The organism is Rhizobium sp. WYCCWR 11152, from assembly GCF_013087615.1.
Classification (GTDB): Bacteria; Pseudomonadota; Alphaproteobacteria; order Rhizobiales; family Rhizobiaceae; genus Rhizobium; species Rhizobium indicum.
The window spans coordinates 477,126-494,049 of the sequence record NZ_JABFCP010000011.1; the positions used below are offsets into that span (position 1 = coordinate 477,126).

The window sequence follows — 16,924 nt, forward strand, 5'->3', positions numbered from 1 at the left end:
CGCGATCGTCATGCGGCGGCTGCCCGAGCAGATCCTATGCGTGTCGCCCGCGCGATTGCATGTTCTCCGCCAAAGGCTTAGGGTCGAGAGCGGTCAGAAAAGGCAACGGGAAGAAGGCCATGGCTCTCAGCGGCAAACGCATCCTCCTCATCATCTCCGGCGGCATCGCGGCCTATAAGAGCCTGGATCTGATCCGCCGGCTGCGCGAACGCGGCGCGAGCGTGCGCCCTGTGATGACCAAGGGCGCGCAGGAATTCGTCAAGCCGCTTGCCGTCGGTGCGCTGACGGCGGACCATGTGTTCCTCGATCTGTTTTCTCGGCAGGACGAACAGGATGTCGGTCATATCCGGCTGGCGCGTGACTGCGACCTTGTGCTGATCGCCCCCGCCACCGCCGATCTGATGGCGAAGATGGCGAACGGGCTTGCCGACGATCTCGCCTCGACCGTGCTTCTGGCGACCAACAGGCCGGTGCTTGCGGCACCGGCGATGAACCCCGCCATGTGGGCACATCCGGCTACGCGGCGGAATGCCGCGATGCTCAGAGCCGACGGCATCCGCTTCGTCGGGCCGATGGCCGGCGAGATGGCGGAAAGCCGGGAGGCCGGGCTTGGCCGGATGGCGGAACCGCTGGAGATCGTCGCTGCCGCCGAAACCATGCTCGACGACGGAGAAAAGCCGCTCAAGGGACGCAAGGCAATCGTCACGTCAGGACCGACGCACGAGCCGATCGATCCGGTGCGCTATATCGCCAACCGCTCCTCCGGCCGGCAGGGGCATGCGATCGCCGCAGCCCTGGCAAAGCTCGGGGCGGAGGTGACGCTGGTATCCGGGCCGGTGACGATCGCCGATCCCGTCGGCGTCAGCGTCGTGCATGTCGAGCGGGCCGAAGAAATGCGTGATGCTGTGCTTGCGGCGCTGCCGGCCGACATCGCGGTGATGGTCGCAGCGGTGGCGGACTGGCGCGTCGCCTCGGCGGCCGACCAGAAGCTGAAGAAACATCCCGGCGAATCCATTCCGACGCTGGCGCTGACCGAGAACCCGGACATCCTGAAAACCGTCGGCCATCATACGATGCGGCCGAAGCTGGTGATCGGCTTTGCCGCCGAGACGCAGGACGTCGAAAGCAATGCAAAGGCAAAACTCGAAAGGAAAGGCGCCGACCTGATCGTCGCCAATGACGTTTCCCCTGCGACCGGGATCATGGGCGGCAGCCGCAACAGGGTTAAACTCATTCGCCGCGACGGCGTCGAGCAATGGCCTGACCTGACGAAGGAAGAGGTCGCCGAAAGGCTGGCGGCGCTGATCGCCAAGCAGCTCCGCTGATCGCCAGCGGCTCAGCTGACGCCAAGCGTTCAGGCAGGAATGGCCACGCGCTGCGGCTTGGAGGCACTGCGCTTCTCCGGCCGGAAGTCGGCGACGTCAATGCCATCTTTGCCGATAGTGACCGCGCTGCCATCCGGAATTTCGGCCCAGGCATCGACATCATCGTTCAACGGCTCGGAGACGAGGCAATAACCGGCGTTGACGGGTGAGGCATAAAGCGTCGGCGCCTTGCGATCTGTTGCATAACGGATCGCATAGAGCGTGTTGCCGTCAGAGAAGGCGGCGGTAAAGCGCAGCAGGATCGAGCCGATGACGCTGTCGGCCAGATCCTCGACGACACCGATCATATCAGCCATCGCGGCGACCGGCGCCTCGCGCAGGCCGAACTGCAGCGCCAGCAGGAACATCAGCTCGGAATCGGTCGTGCCGCCGCGGGCATTGAACAGCTCGTCGTCGAGCATCGCCTCCATCGGCCGGCGCAGGCGCTCGAAGCCGGCGATCTGGCCGTTGTGCATGAAGGACCAGGTGTCATGGGTGAAGGGGTGGCAGTTGTCGCGGCGCGTGCCGCCGCCTGTGGCAGCGCGGACATGGGCGAGGAAGAGCGGCGAACGGATCTGCCGCGCCAGGCTCTTCAGATTGCAATCTGACCATGCGGGCAGGATATCGCGGTAGCGGCCGGGCTCGGGCCTGTCGCCATACCAGGCGATGCCGAAGCCATCGCCATTCGTCGCCGTCTTGGCGCGGGTGGCGCAATGCGACTGCTCGATCAGGGAGTGGGCGGGCGAGGATACCAGTTCCTCGAGATAGAGAGGGTCTCCACGATAGGCTGCCCAGCGACACATGGCTCTTTGCTCCGGAACCCCGCCGCCGCATCGGCGGGAATGCTCTAAATTGTCTGATGTCGCGGCTAATAACAGCTTAACGCGCGGCCGGTTTGCAAGGGCAACATGACGGTTTCGTGGCGCAAAACATCTTCAAATTCGGCGAACAGCTGTGTTCTCTCGTGAACACCCAATTTTCCCAAGACAGCGCATACGTGCATTTCTGCTTGCATCTCAGAAGAATCAGCCTAACTTTAAGCCATCAGCAACAGAACGAAAGGAAGGTGATCCAATGTCTAATGAGATTTCGGACCTCGTAACGGGCATGGAAGAGGTGACGAAGGCGAGGCAGCCCTCGCTCTAATCCCCGCCTTCCTGGGGCTGCATAGACAGTCCAGGCCAGTTTGAGGCCAAACTCATGGAAAGGGTCGCTGAGGCGGCCCTTTTTTATTGTCTTGATGTCCTTATTGTCTCGATGCCGGGCGTTGACGAAAGATTGAAATCCCACTACTCATAAGGTCATCAGATGACTTTATGAGTAGTGGGATGCGAGCACTCATCAAGACCAATCTCGCCGATGAGGCGATCGAGGCGATCCGCGGCGACATTCTCGGCAAACGCTGGGTGGTCGGCGAAAAATTGCCGAATGAAGCCTCGCTGTCGGCCATGCTTTCCGTCAGCCGTGGCACGGTGCGCGAGGCGGTGCGCGTTCTGGTTTCCCAGGGTTATCTCGAAACAAGGCAGGGGTCGGGCACCTATGTCCGTGCCACCAGCGACGCCGGCCGGCCGCTGACGATGGCGCGGCGCGCCAGCCTGCGCGACCAGTTCGAGGCGCGCCTGGCGCTCGACGTCGAGGCCGCCCGGCTGACGGCGATCCGCAAGACGCCGGAGACGGTTGCCGGGCTCCGCCGGCTGCTTGCCGAACGCGGCAATTACGACGGCGGCAACCAGGCCGCCTTCATCGAATGCGACATCGCCTTCCACAAGGCTGTCATCGCCGCTTCGGGCAACCGGGCGATGATCGAGATCTACGACTTCTTCTCGGCCTCGATCGCCGACACCATCGCGGCGACGCTCGGCAAGGACATTCCCGAGCCGGATATGCGGGCGCATGCCGATATCATCGACGCCATCGAAACCGGCGATCCCGACAAGGCGGATGCGGCGGTGCGGCGCTTCATGGCACCGGTTCTTGCCGCACTCGAGCGGATGATCCTGTCATGAACACGCCTGCCAACCATGCCATAAGCACGCTTGAGGCGGCCGACGAATTGCTTGTAGACGCCGAGGCCGGCAACCTTCCGCCGTCGCAGGCAACGCCGGTGCGGGGAGCTGCGGGTCGTTTCCTGCTGGGCGCGAGCCTGGTGCTGATCGCCTTCAACCTGCGCCCGGTCTTCTCCAGCGCCTCGGCGCTACTGCCGGAAATCCGCTCGGAGCTCGGCCTGAGCGCGCTCGGCGCCAGCCTGCTGACGACGCTTCCGGTCGTCTGCCTCGGCGCCTTCTCGCCGCTTGCGCCTCGTCTTGCCCAACGCCTCGGTACCGAACGCACGCTACTTGGCGTTCTCCTGCTTCTGGCGCTCGGCACCGCACTGCGCGGGCTTTCCTCCGTGCCGCTGCTCTTCATCGGCACGGCCCTTGCCGGCGCCTGCATCGCCGTCGGCAACGTGCTGCTGCCGGGGCTGGTGAAGCGCGATTTTGCCGGGCGCGCCGCGCTGATGACCGGCTTCTATACGATGGCGCTCTGCGCCGGGGCGGCAAGTGCCGCCGGGCTGACGCTGCCGATCGAGCACGCACTCGGCGGCTCTCTCGAGGGCGCCCTCGCCGTCTGGGCGCTGCCGGCGCTCGCCGTCAGCCTGCTCTGGCTGCCTGAGGTTCTGCGCAGCGGCAGACAGGCAAGGCGAAACGGCTTTCGCGTCGAAGGCCTCTGGCGCGACCGGCTCGCCTGGCAGGTGACGCTGTTCATGGGACTGCAATCGGCACTTGCCTATTGCGTCTTCGGCTGGCTAGTTCCGATCTTGCGCGAACGCGGGCTCGACGGCGTTACATCAGGGGCGATCGTTTCCCTGTCGGTGATGGTGCAAGCGGCATCCTGCCTGATCGTGCCGCACATCGCCGTGCGTGGCCGCGACCAGCGGCTGATCAATGCGAGCCTCTGCGGCGTCGCCGTCACCGCCCTGCTCGGCCTGCTCTTCGCGCCGCTCTCGACGGTCTGGCTGTGGGCGGTGCTGCAAGGCATCGGCCAGGGTGGACTGATCGCGGCGGCCATGACGACGATCGTGCTGCGCTCGCGCGATCCCGATGTCGCCGCCCATCTTTCCGGCATGGCGCAATGCGTCGGTTACCTGCTCGCCGCCATCGGCCCGCTCATCGTCGGCCTCATCCGAGGTTGGACCGGCAGTTTTTCCTGGTGCGCAGCCCTGTTCGTCGCACTCGGACTGGGCGCGGCGATCAATGGCTGGAAGGCCGGCCGGGCGGTGGAGATCAATGTCCATGTGGTCGAAAAAGACGGCTGAGCCCTTCGCTCACCTATCCATCACCATCTCTTGATGCCGGTCGTCGGCAGCGGATGTTACGCTATCTCAGCCTCTCATTCCCGATCGCCGGAGGAGACATCTTGCGCATACGAACCCTGTTTCTGCTCGCCGCGCTTGTAGCATCGCTGGCCCCTGCCCTTTCCGATGCGCAGGAAAGCGATCCACCGAGGGCGAATGTCCAAAGCGGCGCGCGCGGCGGTTTATTGAAGCTGCTGCCGGCCGATTCCGTCACAGAGCACGCGCTGACGATCGGCGATCGGAAGCTCGCCTATACTGCAACCGCCGGCACGCTGGATCTCTTCGGCCCGGACGGCGCGCAGACCGGCGCGATCTTCTACACCGCCTATGTCGCAAAGGATGGCGGGCCGAACCGGCCTCTGACCTTTGCCTTCAACGGCGGGCCGGGTGCTGCTTCCGCCTTCCTGCATCTCGGGCTGGTCGGGCCGAAGGTGCTCGATTTCGGGCCGGACGGACGCGACGGCGCCAATGCGAAACTCGTCGACAACCCGCAAAGCTGGCTCGATTTCACCGATCTCGTGCTGATCGATCCGATCGGCACCGGCTGGAGCCGAACGGCAAAGGCAGACGACGCCTCCAATTATTACAACGTCAGTGCCGACGCTGAAAGCATCGCCAAGGCGATCGCGCTCTATATCGCGCACAACAATCGTTCCAACTCGCCGAAATATCTTCTCGGCGAAAGTTATGGCGGCTTTCGCGCCGCCAAGGTCGCCTCGGCGCTGCAGGAAAGCCAGGGCATTATCGTCGCCGGTGCGGTGATGCTTTCCCCCTTGCTCGAGGGCCAGCTGATGTTCAATGCCGATCAGTTCCCGCTCGGCGCCGCTCTGGAGCTGCCGTCGCTCGCCGCCGCCGAACTCGACCGGCACAAGGCCTTTGACGAAGAGAAGCAGAAGGCAGCCGAGACCTTCGCGCTCGGGGACTATCTGACGACGCTCGCCGGACCGCCGCCGACGGGTGCCGACGCCGCCGCCTTCTATGGCAGGATCGCTCGCCTGACGGGCATTCCCGAGGATATCGTCACCCGCAACCGCGGCTTCCTCGGCAGTTCCTTCGTCAAACATTCAGATGAGGGCAGCGGCGAGGTAATGAGCTCTTACGACGCCTCCTTTGCAGCACCCGATCCCTATCCGGAATCGGATTACGATCGCGGCGACGACGCCATCCTCGACGGGTTCACCCGCGCTTATGGCGGGGCTTTCGCCGACTATGCCCGCAACGAACTCGGTTTCAGGACCGAGATGACCTATTCGCTGCTCGACCGCGATATCAGCCGGCGCTGGGAATGGGGTGGTGGGCGCGGCGGCGGATCGCGCTTCCAGGCAAGCGCCACCGACGACATAAGGCAGCTGCTCGCCGCGAACCCGGCCTTCCATCTGCTGATCGCACATGGCTACAGCGATGTGGTGACGCCTTATGGCGTCAGCCGCTACGTGGTCGACCATCTGCCGCCCTCGCTCGCCGGCGGCCGCGTCGGGCTGAAGCTTTATCGCGGCGGCCATATGTTCTATACAAGAGCTGATCAGCGGGCCGCCTTCACGGCGGATGCAAAGGCCTTCTACGCCACACATTTGGCCGCTCAGCCGGCCGACTAAAGCGTGGCGATGTCTTTGTCGTTTAACCGCTCTGCAGTTTTGCGCGACTTGCTTTGGGGACTTGCCGATGCATATTACCGGAGGATGCCACTGCGGCGCGATCCGCTATCAGGCGGAGATCGACCCGGAGCGGGTCTCGATCTGCCATTGCACCGATTGCCAGCGGTTGACGGGCTCGGCCTATCGCATCACGGCGCCCGCGCGGCCGGGAAGTTTCACGCTTACTTCAGGCGAGCCAAGAGGCTACGCGAAATATGGCGACAGCGGTGGTCTCAGCCGGCAATTCTTCTGCCCGAATTGCGGATCGCCCCTCTACCGCACGGACGGCGACGGCGGCGCGTTCGGCATCCGCGTCGGCAGCATCGACCAGCGGCAGGAACTGGTGCCGAAGAAACAGATATGGTGCCGCTCAGCCCTCTCAGGGGTGGAGAACATCGAAACGCTTCCGCGCTTCGAGGGCGAGGATTAGGCTGGCCTCGGCTTAACATCCTGCCTTTATTCCGGCAGAGGCATGTCCGGCCAGCTATCGGTGACGCCGGCCTGTACCGGACGCTCCAGATAGGTGGAAAGCGCGATATAGCTGCGGGTGCCGGTGACACCGGGAACGGCGTGAATCTGGGCGAGAAAAGCTTCCAAGGCCTGCGGGCTGGCGGTGCGGACCTTGAAGAGAACGCTGGCGTCGCCCGCAACCGAATGCATCTCCTCGACCTCGGGAAACTGCAGGACCTGCATCAGCCGCTCGCTCTTGCCCCAGCCCGCAGCCTCCACATGCACGAAGGCAAGCAACGGTTTGCCGAGGGCTGCGCCGTCCAGCGCGGCATGCACGCCCTTGATGGCGCCGGATTGTTTCAGGCGGCGCACACGCTCATGCACGGCCGGCGCCGAGAGGCCGACCGCCTCGCCAAGCCTGGCATAGCTCTGGCTGCTGTCGGCAGCGAGCGTGGCTAATATTCTTCGGTCGAATGCATCGATGACAGCCTGCTGCCTGCGTCCCTGCCGAAGATCGTCTGTATTTTTCGCCATTCCGCAAACTCCCCTTTCTGCCGAAGGATAATCGTCGATACTGGCATTCTTCAATAGGATATTCGGAGGAGAAAGAACTCATGGAGATGATCGCGCACAATCCGGCAAACGGGATCTATCCGGCCAGCCCTGATTACATCCATGCGCTGGAGGTCAGGTATCCATCCCGGCTGCTGTTCGTCAGCGGCACCATGGGTCTCGATCAACAGGGAATGGCGGCGGCCGATCTGGAAGGGCAATTGGAGCTCATGTGGTCCAATCTGCGCGCCATCCTCACCTCCGCTGATATGACGGTGGACAATATCGTGCGGCTGACGAGCTATCTCAGCGACGGCGCCTTTATGGAAGCGAACCAGAATGCCCGTCTTCGGGCGCTTGGCGGCCGCGCCGTGCCGACCACGGCGATCATCGTCGAAACGCTGCGCGACGACTGGCTCGTCGAGATCGAGATCATCGCCGCCGGCTGACGGCAGATCGGCCGCCGCACCGCAAAGGTGCGACGGCCGCGGCGATCAAGCCGCCTGTTTCAACAGGCCGAGCGCCTCAGCCAGATCGACCTCCCCGCGGAAACCGCCGCTGCTTTTCGCTTCCTGCCGATGCTCGATCGCATGGGCAAAGCGCCCGGCGGGCTCCTGCTGCATGCGCTCATAGAGGCGATGCAGGCCGGGAAACTGCCGGCGGTCGACGACCTTGTGAAAATCGTTCCAGCGGGCGATGCCGACGAAATAGGCATCCGCCAGGCTCGGGCCGTTGCCGAGAAGCCATTCGCGGCCGTCGAGCAGACGCTCCAGCGTATGATGCGCCTTTTCGACCGCGGCGATGCCATAGGCGGTGAGGGCCTGCTTCTGCTGCGGCTCCAGCGGATGCTCGATCGCATACCAGAGCGGGCCGAAGGCCTGGAAGAAGGTGGTGTTGAGAAAGGCCAGCATCTGGTTCAGCCGATCGAAATCCGCCGAGCCCTGCGCAAAGCCCAGACCGCTGCCGATCGCCCGGGCGCCGATATGGTGCAAGATCGCCATGCTTTCGCTGATCGTCCTGCCATCTTCGAGCAGCAGCGATGGCGTTTCGCCGACCATGTTGATCCGCTTGTATTCTTCGCTCGAGACTATTTCCGGCATCTCGACGCGGCAGAGCCGATAAGGCAGGCCGGACCATTCCAACGCGACGATCGAGCCGAAGGAGCAGCCCTCCGGAACGCCGTAAAATAATATGGGTGACATCAATCGTTCCTTTCAGAATTAAACCCGTTTGGACGCGATGAATATGAGGATGTGGACGATCTTGCAGTAGAGGCTATAAATGCATCGCAATGTCCACATATCTGGAAGCTGACGATGGTGCTTTTCAACCTCAACGATCTCCATCTTTTCGTGCAGGCCGTCGACAGCGGCAGCTTTACCGCCGCCGCAAGGCATCTCGGCGTTCCAAAGTCGACGGTGAGCAAGCGGGTTGCGGAGCTGGAGGCACGGCTTGGCGTCCGGCTGATCCAGCGCACGTCGCGAAGCTTCGCGCTGACCGAGCTCGGCCGGGAATTCTTTCAGCATGCCCAGGCCTCGATCATCGAGGCGGAGATGGCCGAGGGCATCGTGCGGCGGCATCTGGCCGAACCCGCCGGCAGCGTTCGCCTCACCGCCTCGGTGCCGACGGCGCAGTTTACCTTGACGGAGCATCTGCCAGCGCTGGCTGTGCGCTATCCGAAGCTCAGGCTCTCCGTGCATGTGACGGACCGTTTCGTCGATATCGTCCAGGAGGGTTTCGATATCGCGCTGCGCAGCCACAGGACACCGCTGCCGGATTCGGCGCTGGTCCAGCGGAAGCTCGCCAGCCATCCTTTCTTCATCCTCGCCTCGCCGGATTATGTGAATGCCCATGGCGAACCGCGCCGGCCGGAGGAGTTGGCACAGCATGCGACGATCATGACCAGCCTGACGGAGGACCAGTGGCGGCTTTATTCGGGCGGCGACGAGGTTGTCGTCACACTGCATTCCGTCATGGCCGCGGATGAACCTTACGTCCTGATGGAAATGGCCATGTCGGGGCTCGGCATTACCTGCCTGCCGACATCGGTCTGCCGCAAGGCACTGGCCGACGGGCGGCTGGTGCGGGTGCTGCCGGAATGGACGGCCGGCAGCATCGAAACGACGATCCTGATGCCGCATAGGCGTGGCCAGCTGCCGGCAGTGCGCGCCGTCGTCGATTTCCTGACCGAGCGGCTTAGCGGTTAGCGATCACGCCGCCTTGGCGGCGTGATATTCCTTGATGGCGACCATCTTGATCGCCGGATGGCGCTCGGACTCGTAACGCAGCGAGAAACCGTCCTGGGCGAGGAAGACCGGGTCGCCGTCGAGATCGCGGGCGATATCGCCGCGTTTGACGGTGAGGAATTTTTCGAGATCGGCCGGCTGATCGGCCGAGATCCAGCGGCAGACCGAGAAACGCGACATTTCGAAGGAGACCGGCAGGCCGTATTCGGCCATCAGCCGCTCCTTCAAGACGTCGAGCTGCAGGGCGCCGACGACGCCGACGATCGCCGGCGAGCCGTCTTCCGGCGAAAACAGCTGGACGACGCCTTCTTCGGCCATCTGCTGCAGGGCTTCCTTCAGCTTCTTCGCCTTCATCGCGTCTTCCAGGCGCACGCGGCGCAGGATTTCCGGCGAGAAGTTCGGCACGCCCTGGAAGACCAGGGATTCACCTTCGGTCAGCGTATCGCCGATCCGGAGCGTCCCGTGGTTGGGAATGCCGACGACGTCGCCGGCATAGGCGGTGTCGGCCAGCTGGCGCTGCGAGGCGAAGAAGAATTGCGGCGCCGTCAGGCCGAGCTGTTTGCCGGTGCGGGCGAGCCTTGCCTTCATGCCGCGTTCGAGCTTGCCGGAGCAGATACGGGCAAAGGCGATGCGGTCGCGGTGATTGGGGTCCATGTTGGCCTGGATCTTGAACACGAAGGCCGTCATCTTGTCGTCGGTCGCATGCACGGTCCTGGTATCGGCGACCTGGTCACGCGGCGGCGGCGCGAAATCGCCGAGCGCGTTGATGAGATCGCGAACGCCGTAATTGCGCAGCGCCGAGCCGAAAAAGACCGGCGTCATATGGCCTTCCAGGAAGGCTTCGCGGTCGAAGGGACGGCAGGCCTCGATCGCCAGCTCCGTCTCCTCGATGAAGACCTGGCGCTCGTTTTCCGGCAGTCTGCCGGCCACGCTTTGCGGGCCATTGACCGGCGTTCCCTCGATTTCGGTATCCGAACCGCGCACCGTGTTGGCGGCGATATTGTAGGAGCCGCAAAAGGTCTTGGAGCGGCCGATCGGCCAGGTGATCGGCGCCGTATCCAGCGCCAGCTTCTCTTCCACCTCGTCGAGGATCTCGAAGGGATCGCGGCTTTCGCGGTCCATCTTGTTGATGAAGGTGATGATCGGGATATCGCGCATGCGACAGACTTCAAAAAGCTTCAGCGTGCGCGGCTCGATACCCTTGGCGGCATCGATGACCATGACAGCGGCGTCGACGGCCGTCAGCGTACGATAGGTGTCGTCGGCGAAGTCCTCGTGACCCGGCGTGTCGAGGATGTTGAAGACATTGTCGTTATATTCGAAGGTCATCACCGAGGTGACGACGGAGATGCCGCGTTCGCGCTCGATCTTCATCCAGTCGGAGCGCGTCTGCATGCGATCCTTCTTCGCCTTGACTTCACCGGCAAGCTGAATGGCGCCGCCGAACAGCAGCAGCTTTTCGGTGAGCGTCGTCTTGCCCGCGTCCGGGTGGGCGATAATAGCGAATGTGCGGCGGCGGGAGACCGCCTCGGCGAGACTTTCGGCCATGCTTGTGAATCCTGTGGAATTGCCGCTTAACTAGCGACTAAAGCCCGGCTTTGCAATTGACCTTGCCCGCGCAGGCGCAAAGTAATGGGCCATGACCATTCATCACGATATAAGACCGACGCTGAACCTCATCCGCTTGGCCAATGGCGAAGGCCTCGACCTGCCCGCCTATGAAAGCAAGGGAGCGGCCGGCATGGACCTGCGTGCCGCCGTCGACGAGGCAGCACCACTGACGCTTCTGCCCGGCAAACGGGCGCTGGTGCCGACCGGCTTCATCTTCGAGATCCCCGAAGGTTTCGAGGGACAGGTGCGGCCGCGCTCCGGCCTGGCCTTCAAGAACGGCATCACCTGCCTGAATTCGCCGGGCACCGTCGACAGCGACTATCGCGGCGAAGTGAAGGTGCTGCTTATCAATCTCGGCGAAGAGCCCTTCGTCATCGAGCGTGGCATGCGCATCGCTCAGATGGTGATCGCTTCCATCACCCAGACACGGGTGGCGGAGATCACCGAGGCCAGCGAAACGATGCGCGGCGCAGGCGGCTTCGGCTCCACCGGCGTCTGATGGCAGAGCGCCTCGATAGTGCTGGCCTGACCTTCCGGCAGGACTATTTCGGCGACCCTGCCGGCTGGGCGGCGCTTGTCTGCCTGCTCAAGGATATTTTCGGCATCGATATCGGGCCGCTGCAGCAGCTTGGCGGACCTGATCCCACCAGCATGCCCTTCGGCTGGTTTGATGCCGAAGGCGAACTTACGGCCAATATTTCAGCCTTTGCGCTGCCCTTCGTCCTCAATGGCAGGATTGTCCATGCCGCCGGGCTGCAATCCGGCGCCGTACGGCCGCCATGGCGCGGCCGCGGGCTCTATCGCGACGTCACGGTGAAAGCGCTCGACTGGTGCGAGAAGCAGGGTTTTGAAGCCGTCATCCTCTATACCGACAAGCCATCGCTCTACGAGCCCTATGGTTTCCGCTCTGTACCGCTGCACCGATACGAGGGAGCGGCACCCGACCCTTCGACACCAGCCGCACCTGCCCGGCCGCTTTTGCCGACGAATGCCGAGGATCTTGCGCTGCTGCAATCGCTGCTGAAAGGCCGCAGCCCGGTTTCAACCTCGCTTGGTGTCACCGTCAATGCGGCGATGTTTCTCATCAACACCCAGCTCGATCCCGATATCCGTGTCAGCTTCCTCGAAGACAAACAGGCGGTGATCGCTTGGAAGGTCGATGAGGCGGGCCGCTTCAGCCTTCTCGACGTCGTGGCGGCCGATATGCCGCCGCTTACAGCGATCCTTAGCGGGCTTAAGATCGCGCCCGCCTCCGTCGAGGTGCTTTTCCGTCCCGACAAGCTCGGCTGGGAGGGTGTTCCACAATCGTTGGAAAGCGGCACGAGGCTGATGCTGCGCGGGCTCGGCGATGCCACCCCGGATTTTCCGGCGATGCTGTCGCCGATGGCGGAATTCTAGAGCAGTTCCAGCAAAAGTGCGCAGCGGTTTTGCGGCCGGAATGCGCAAAGACGAAAAGGCGTTCGCCGCCCCCTATTTCCGGCGTGACAGCGGCGGCAGGCGGCGCTTGACGGGCGAGGCTTTGATCATCGCCGTGTTGGTCTCCGCTCTTTCGGCGACCCGGTCGAGGATGCCGTCGAGGTCGGCCATCGAGCGAATAACCAGGCGGGCGATAAAGCAATCATCACCCGTCACCTTGTCGCATTCGATGATTTCGGGAATTTCCTGGATGATCCGCTCGACGATGTGCAGCTGTCCCGGCAGCGGACGCACGCGCACGATCGCCTGCAGGGGATAACCGACCGCGGCGGGATCGAGGTCGATGGTGAAGGCCTTAATGACGCCGCGCTCCTCCAGCCGGCGCAGGCGCTCGGCTGCACTCGGCGAAGAGAGGCCGACCTGCTGGGCCAGCTCTTTCAGCGAGATCCGCGCATTGCCGGCCAGCGCCTCCAGAATGGCCTGATCGATTTCGTCGAGCGATTGCACATCATTAGCCACGGCGATCAATTTTCTTCTTATGATTAGGCAGTTTCGATCACTTGCCTTTTTATTAATATATAAAATCGTCCCTCGCCGCAATATTCTTATGCCATCGAAATGGAGGCAATCATGGGCAGCGACATCAAAAGAGGCACCGCGGAAATGACGGCGGCGATGCTGATCTCGGGGACGATCGGCTGGTTCGTCGTCATGTCGGGCCAGCCGGTCAGCGGCGTGGTCTTCTGGCGCTGCCTGTTCGGCGCGCTGACTTTGCTTGTCATCTGCGGCGCTCTCGGGCTGCTACGGCCCGGCATCATCACGCTACGCGCCTTCGGCATCGCGATTTTCGGCGGCATCGCCATCGTCTTGAACTGGCTGCTGCTCTTTGCCTCCTATTCGCATGCGACGATCTCGATCGCGACGACGGTTTACAACACCCAGCCCTTCATGCTGCTGGTGCTCGGCACGCTCTTTCTCGGCGAGAAAATCACCGCGACCAAGCTGTTCTGGCTGGCGCTCGCCTTCGCCGGCATGGTGGCAATCGTCCAGGCGAAACCCGGTGCGGGCGGTGCGGCGTTCGACGGCTACGGCCTCGGCATCCTGATGGCGCTCGGTGCGGCCTTCTTCTACGCGCTCGCCGCCCTTGCCGCGAAATGGCTGAAAGGCACGCCGCCGCATCTGATCGCGCTCATCCAGGTCGCAACCGGCATGCTGATGCTGGCGCCGATGACGGACTTTTCTCATCCGCCGGGCGATGCTGGGTCCTGGGCGATCCTGGTTACCGTCGGCGTCGTCCATACCGGGCTGATGTATGTGCTGCTCTATGGCGCAATCCAGAGGCTGCCGACGCATCTCACAGGCGCCCTGTCCTTCATCTATCCGATCGCGGCGATTCTCGTCGACCGGCTGGCCTTCGGCCACGCACTGCAGCCGATGCAGATCGCAGGCGCGGCGATCATTCTCCTTGCCGCCGCCGGCATGAATCTCGGCTGGACGCCGCGATGGCTGCGGCCGCGGGCGCTGGAGAGCTGAGAGCTGAGAGCTGAGAGCCGGCATCCCCCGGGCATGGAAAGCATGCCCGGGACATGCTGATATTATTTCTGCCCGCGTGTCGTTTCGAACAGGAACCAGGTGCGGCGCTCGCCCTCGTCGATCCAGTTCTCGATCAGGCTGGCGGTTGCGACATCATTGTGCTCGTCGCAAAGGCCATGCACCTCGCGCAGCAGCGAAACGAGCTGAGCGTTGTCTTCGCGCAGTTCCGACAACATGTCCTCGGGCGTGACGAAATCCGCGTCATTGTCAGAAATGCGCTGCTGGCGAGCGATCTGGCCAACGGAGCGCAGTGTCGTGCCGCCGATCTTACGGGCACGCTCGGCAATGTCGTCGGTCATGGCGAAGATCTGCTCTGCCTGTTCGTCGAGCAGCAGATGATAATCGCGAAAATGCGGGCCGGACATGTGCCAGTGGAAATTCTTGGTCTTGAGATAGAGCGCGAAGACATCGGCGAGCAGCGCGGTGAGTGCTGCCGAAATATCGGTGATGGCATTGGTCGGCAGATTCGAAGGCGTCTTCAGGGGCGCAAGTCTGGTCTTCTCGGCCTGTGTGCGGGACATCCGTTTTCTCCTTGGGTGACGAAGCGATGTTGGGGACCTGATAGGGCGGCGATGACATTCTGATGAAGACGAGGTGACGATGGGTGCCTGTCTGAGATCTTCCCCGCAAGAGATACGGGAGGCTCGCGGTTCTTCAAGGTCATGGCAGGCGGCGGCCGGGCATTCTTTCCGGTAGGGCCAAGTATTCCTGCCGGTGATGCATCCATCAATGCCGGCGGATTGATGGTTGCAGGCACCGGATATAAAACAGCGGGGAAAAGAAGGGAGCGCATCATGAGCCTTGCCGCCTTGCTGACCTATGCCGGAGCGCTGTTCATCGCCGCGGCCATTCCAGGACCCGGGATTACCGCAATCGTCGCGCGTGCGCTCGGCTCGAATTTCCGCGAGACCTTCTTCATGGGTCTCGGCCTGGTGCTCGGCGACATGACCTATCTCACGGCGGTCATTCTCGGCCTTGCCTTCGTGGCGCAAACCTTCACCGAGGTGTTCATAACAATCAAGATCGCCGGCGTCCTTTATCTCGGCTACATCGCCTGGAAACTCTGGACGGCGGGGCTGTTGCCGCAGGATATCGCGGCGCGGAAATCCACCAATATCGGTCTATCCTTCCTCTCCGGCCTGCTGGTGACGCTCGGCAATCCGAAGACGATGCTCTTCTATGTCGCCCTCGTGCCGACGCTGATCGATATCGGCAATATCGGCCTGCGAGACTATGCGCTCCTGCTCACCACCACCTTCATGGTGCTGATCGTCGTGCTGGTGCCCTATATGCTGCTTGCCTCGCGGGCCCGCACGATGCTGAAGCAGCCTCGGGCCTTGCAGGCGCTGAACCGGGTTGCCGCCGGCATCCTCGCCGGCACGGCAGCCTTCATCGCCACGCGAGCGGCCTGAAATAAACATTCGGCAAGAAACGGTTTTCAAAGGTTTTTTTCTCTCCTGACCGCTCCTCCAGGTCGAACGCGCTCTGGCCTAGACGGGCCTTTGACCCTATTCTCCCCCTCGATTTCAGGAGCAGGATTTCAAAGGGAGAGCACCCATGTCGCACAAGCCCGGCCGCGGCCGCATCTATTCCTCGATCACCGAGACCATCGGCGACACGCCGCTCGTGCGCTTCGACAAGCTGGCGCGGGAAAAGGGCGTCGTGGCGAACCTGATCGGCAAGCTTGAATTCTTCAACCCGATCGCCTCCGTGAAGGACCGTATCGGCGTCGCGATGATCGAGGGCCTCGAAGCCCAGGGCAAGATCACCCCCGGCAAGACGGTGCTGATCGAGCCGACCTCCGGCAATACCGGTATCGCGCTCGCCTTTGCCGCCGCCGCCAAGGGTTATCGGCTGATCCTCACCATGCCGGAGACAATGTCGGTCGAGCGCCGCAAGATGCTGGCGCTGCTCGGCGCCGAGCTGGTGCTGACCGAGGGACCAAAGGGCATGAAGGGCGCCATCGCCAAGGCCGAGGAACTGGCGTCCTCCCTTCCCGATGCCGTCATTCCGCAGCAGTTCGAAAACCCTGATAATCCCGAGATCCACCGCAAGACGACGGCCGAGGAAATCTGGAACGATACCGACGGCACGGTCGACATCGTCGTCTCCGGCATCGGCACCGGCGGCACGATCACCGGCGTCGGACAGGTGCTGAAGAGCCGCAAACCCGAGATCAAGATCATCGCCGTCGAGCCCGCAGATTCGCCGATCCTCTCCGGCGGCAATCCCGGCCCGCACAAAATCCAGGGCATCGGCGCCGGTTTCGCCCCGAAGATCCTCGATACCGGCATCTATGACGAGGTCGTCACCGTGACCAATGACGAAGCCTTCGAACAGGCGCGCCTGGTTGCCCGGCTCGAAGGCGTGCCGGTTGGCATCTCCTCGGGTGCGGCACTGACCGCCGCAATCAAGGTCGGCATCCGTCCCGAGAACGCCGGCAAGAACATCGTCATCATCATCCCCTCCTTCGCCGAGCGTTATCTCTCGACGGCGCTGTTCGAGGGGCTGGGGAGCTGAGGCAGAGCTTTGGCCGGGCTTTTCCGGTCACTCGTCTTCGCAGGATATCGGGCCTGCTTCGGCGCTCTGTGAGCTGCTGATAAAGCCGACCCACTCCTCTTTCGTCATGCTCGGGCTTGTCCCGAGCATCTGCAGCCAGTTGATATGCAGCAGATCCTCGGCACAAGGCCGAGGATGACGCCGAGTAAAGGATGAGCTGCCAAC

Annotated in this window: 18 protein-coding genes; 12 read left to right on the forward strand and 6 right to left on the reverse strand. The window is 62.9% G+C overall.

All coding sequences use genetic code 11. The features are described 5' to 3' along the window. Positions 1 to 119 precede the first annotated feature (119 nt). Entirely contained in the window at positions 120 to 1,325 is a 1,206-nt protein-coding gene (gene coaBC / locus G9X67_RS23920; RefSeq protein ID WP_171599842.1) for a bifunctional phosphopantothenoylcysteine decarboxylase/phosphopantothenate--cysteine ligase CoaBC, read from the forward strand. Between the two features lie 29 nt (positions 1,326 to 1,354). On the opposite strand, the gene G9X67_RS23925 is transcribed toward coaBC, so the two are convergent. Next, positions 1,355 to 2,167 (reverse strand): class II glutamine amidotransferase, encoded by an 813-nt coding sequence (locus G9X67_RS23925; RefSeq protein ID WP_138332259.1) that lies wholly within the window; start codon positions 2,165 to 2,167, stop codon positions 1,355 to 1,357. 525 nt (positions 2,168 to 2,692) lie between these two features. On the opposite strand from G9X67_RS23925, the gene G9X67_RS23930 reads away from it, so the two are divergent. The 4 genes from G9X67_RS23930 (at position 2,693) to G9X67_RS23945 (ending at position 6,762) form a co-directional block, all read left to right on the forward strand. Continuing rightward, positions 2,693 to 3,370, forward strand: coding sequence for a FadR/GntR family transcriptional regulator (locus G9X67_RS23930; RefSeq protein ID WP_171599843.1), 678 nt, complete (start codon positions 2,693 to 2,695; stop codon positions 3,368 to 3,370). Next, on the forward strand, positions 3,367 to 4,659 hold the full coding sequence (locus G9X67_RS23935) for an MFS transporter (protein WP_138332257.1): 1,293 nt from the start codon (positions 3,367 to 3,369) through the stop codon (positions 4,657 to 4,659). The genes G9X67_RS23930 and G9X67_RS23935 overlap by 4 nt, the downstream gene beginning before the upstream one ends. Positions 4,660 to 4,760: 101 nt before the next feature. Then, on the forward strand, positions 4,761 to 6,293 hold the full coding sequence (locus tag G9X67_RS23940; RefSeq protein ID WP_171599844.1) for a carboxypeptidase: 1,533 nt from the start codon (positions 4,761 to 4,763) through the stop codon (positions 6,291 to 6,293). Positions 6,294 to 6,360: 67 nt separating this feature from the next. Next, positions 6,361 to 6,762, forward strand: a complete 402-nt coding sequence (locus tag G9X67_RS23945) for a GFA family protein (RefSeq protein ID WP_138332255.1) — start codon at positions 6,361 to 6,363, stop codon at positions 6,760 to 6,762. Positions 6,763 to 6,788: 26 nt separating this feature from the next. Here the strand turns inward: G9X67_RS23945 and G9X67_RS23950 are convergent, their stop codons facing one another. Next, positions 6,789 to 7,370: an Lrp/AsnC family transcriptional regulator gene (locus G9X67_RS23950; protein WP_171599845.1), complete on the reverse strand. Its 582-nt coding sequence runs from the start codon at positions 7,368 to 7,370 to the stop codon at positions 6,789 to 6,791. A 26-nt stretch (positions 7,371 to 7,396) separates the two neighbouring features. Here G9X67_RS23950 and G9X67_RS23955 point away from each other — a divergent pair, with 26 nt between their 5' ends. Next, positions 7,397 to 7,783, forward strand: coding sequence for a RidA family protein (locus G9X67_RS23955; RefSeq protein WP_171599846.1), 387 nt, complete (start codon positions 7,397 to 7,399; stop codon positions 7,781 to 7,783). A gap of 45 nt (positions 7,784 to 7,828) precedes the next feature. Here G9X67_RS23955 and G9X67_RS23960 read toward each other — a convergent pair whose 3' ends face one another. Further along, a complete protein-coding gene (locus tag G9X67_RS23960; RefSeq protein WP_171599847.1) occupies positions 7,829 to 8,536 on the reverse strand; it encodes a glutathione S-transferase family protein in 708 nt (235 codons plus the stop codon). 114 nt (positions 8,537 to 8,650) lie between these two features. Between G9X67_RS23960 and G9X67_RS23965 the strand changes: the two genes are divergently transcribed. After that, positions 8,651 to 9,541: a LysR substrate-binding domain-containing protein gene (locus G9X67_RS23965; RefSeq protein WP_171599848.1), complete on the forward strand. Its 891-nt coding sequence runs from the start codon at positions 8,651 to 8,653 to the stop codon at positions 9,539 to 9,541. A 3-nt stretch (positions 9,542 to 9,544) separates the two neighbouring features. Here G9X67_RS23965 and G9X67_RS23970 read toward each other — a convergent pair whose 3' ends face one another. Next, positions 9,545 to 11,128 (reverse strand): peptide chain release factor 3, encoded by a 1,584-nt coding sequence (locus G9X67_RS23970; protein WP_072639896.1) that lies wholly within the window; start codon positions 11,126 to 11,128, stop codon positions 9,545 to 9,547. Between the two features lie 91 nt (positions 11,129 to 11,219). Here G9X67_RS23970 and dut point away from each other — a divergent pair, with 91 nt between their 5' ends. Continuing rightward, positions 11,220 to 11,690: a dUTP diphosphatase gene (gene dut, locus G9X67_RS23975; protein WP_171599849.1), complete on the forward strand. Its 471-nt coding sequence runs from the start codon at positions 11,220 to 11,222 to the stop codon at positions 11,688 to 11,690. Then, positions 11,690 to 12,589, forward strand: a complete 900-nt coding sequence (locus G9X67_RS23980) for a GNAT family N-acetyltransferase (protein ID WP_171599850.1) — start codon at positions 11,690 to 11,692, stop codon at positions 12,587 to 12,589. Before dut ends, G9X67_RS23980 begins: the two co-directional genes overlap by 1 nt. Positions 12,590 to 12,661: 72 nt before the next feature. Here G9X67_RS23980 and G9X67_RS23985 read toward each other — a convergent pair whose 3' ends face one another. Beyond that, positions 12,662 to 13,126, reverse strand: a complete 465-nt coding sequence (locus tag G9X67_RS23985) for an Lrp/AsnC family transcriptional regulator (RefSeq protein ID WP_012759850.1) — start codon at positions 13,124 to 13,126, stop codon at positions 12,662 to 12,664. 99 nt (positions 13,127 to 13,225) lie between these two features. Here G9X67_RS23985 and G9X67_RS23990 point away from each other — a divergent pair, with 99 nt between their 5' ends. Further along, positions 13,226 to 14,140: a DMT family transporter gene (locus G9X67_RS23990; RefSeq protein WP_171599851.1), complete on the forward strand. Its 915-nt coding sequence runs from the start codon at positions 13,226 to 13,228 to the stop codon at positions 14,138 to 14,140. 62 nt (positions 14,141 to 14,202) lie between these two features. On the opposite strand, the gene G9X67_RS23995 is transcribed toward G9X67_RS23990, so the two are convergent. After that, positions 14,203 to 14,721 carry a DNA starvation/stationary phase protection protein gene (locus G9X67_RS23995; protein WP_171599852.1) on the reverse strand — a complete coding sequence of 173 codons (519 nt, stop codon included), beginning with the start codon at positions 14,719 to 14,721 and terminating at the stop codon, positions 14,203 to 14,205. Positions 14,722 to 14,994: 273 nt separating this feature from the next. On the opposite strand from G9X67_RS23995, the gene G9X67_RS24000 reads away from it, so the two are divergent. Both G9X67_RS24000 and cysK read left to right on the forward strand, forming a co-directional pair. Then, positions 14,995 to 15,612, forward strand: coding sequence for a LysE family translocator (locus G9X67_RS24000; RefSeq protein ID WP_171599853.1), 618 nt, complete (start codon positions 14,995 to 14,997; stop codon positions 15,610 to 15,612). A 145-nt stretch (positions 15,613 to 15,757) separates the two neighbouring features. Next, entirely contained in the window at positions 15,758 to 16,720 is a 963-nt protein-coding gene (gene cysK / locus G9X67_RS24005; RefSeq protein WP_003544751.1) for a cysteine synthase A, read from the forward strand. The last annotated feature ends 204 nt before the right edge of the window (positions 16,721 to 16,924 follow it).

Bases quoted from the DNA above. Each gene is read 5' to 3' on its own strand.
- coaBC (WP_171599842.1), top strand. From the start codon at position 120: ATGGCTCTCAGCGGCAAACGCATCCTCCTCATCATCTCCGGCGGCATC.
- G9X67_RS23925 (WP_138332259.1), bottom strand. From the start codon at position 2,167: ATGTGTCGCTGGGCAGCCTATCGTGGAGACCCTCTCTATCTCGAGGAA.
- G9X67_RS23930 (WP_171599843.1), top strand. From the start codon at position 2,693: ATGCGAGCACTCATCAAGACCAATCTCGCCGATGAGGCGATCGAGGCG.
- G9X67_RS23935 (WP_138332257.1), top strand. From the start codon at position 3,367: ATGAACACGCCTGCCAACCATGCCATAAGCACGCTTGAGGCGGCCGAC.
- G9X67_RS23945 (WP_138332255.1), top strand. From the start codon at position 6,361: ATGCATATTACCGGAGGATGCCACTGCGGCGCGATCCGCTATCAGGCG.
- G9X67_RS23955 (WP_171599846.1), top strand. From the start codon at position 7,397: ATGGAGATGATCGCGCACAATCCGGCAAACGGGATCTATCCGGCCAGC.
- G9X67_RS23960 (WP_171599847.1), bottom strand. From the start codon at position 8,536: ATGTCACCCATATTATTTTACGGCGTTCCGGAGGGCTGCTCCTTCGGC.
- G9X67_RS23965 (WP_171599848.1), top strand. From the start codon at position 8,651: ATGGTGCTTTTCAACCTCAACGATCTCCATCTTTTCGTGCAGGCCGTC.
- G9X67_RS23970 (WP_072639896.1), bottom strand. From the start codon at position 11,128: ATGGCCGAAAGTCTCGCCGAGGCGGTCTCCCGCCGCCGCACATTCGCT.
- dut (WP_171599849.1), top strand. From the start codon at position 11,220: ATGACCATTCATCACGATATAAGACCGACGCTGAACCTCATCCGCTTG.
- G9X67_RS23980 (WP_171599850.1), top strand. From the start codon at position 11,690: ATGGCAGAGCGCCTCGATAGTGCTGGCCTGACCTTCCGGCAGGACTAT.
- G9X67_RS23990 (WP_171599851.1), top strand. From the start codon at position 13,226: ATGGAGGCAATCATGGGCAGCGACATCAAAAGAGGCACCGCGGAAATG.
- G9X67_RS23995 (WP_171599852.1), bottom strand. From the start codon at position 14,721: ATGTCCCGCACACAGGCCGAGAAGACCAGACTTGCGCCCCTGAAGACG.
- G9X67_RS24000 (WP_171599853.1), top strand. From the start codon at position 14,995: ATGAGCCTTGCCGCCTTGCTGACCTATGCCGGAGCGCTGTTCATCGCC.
- cysK (WP_003544751.1), top strand. From the start codon at position 15,758: ATGTCGCACAAGCCCGGCCGCGGCCGCATCTATTCCTCGATCACCGAG.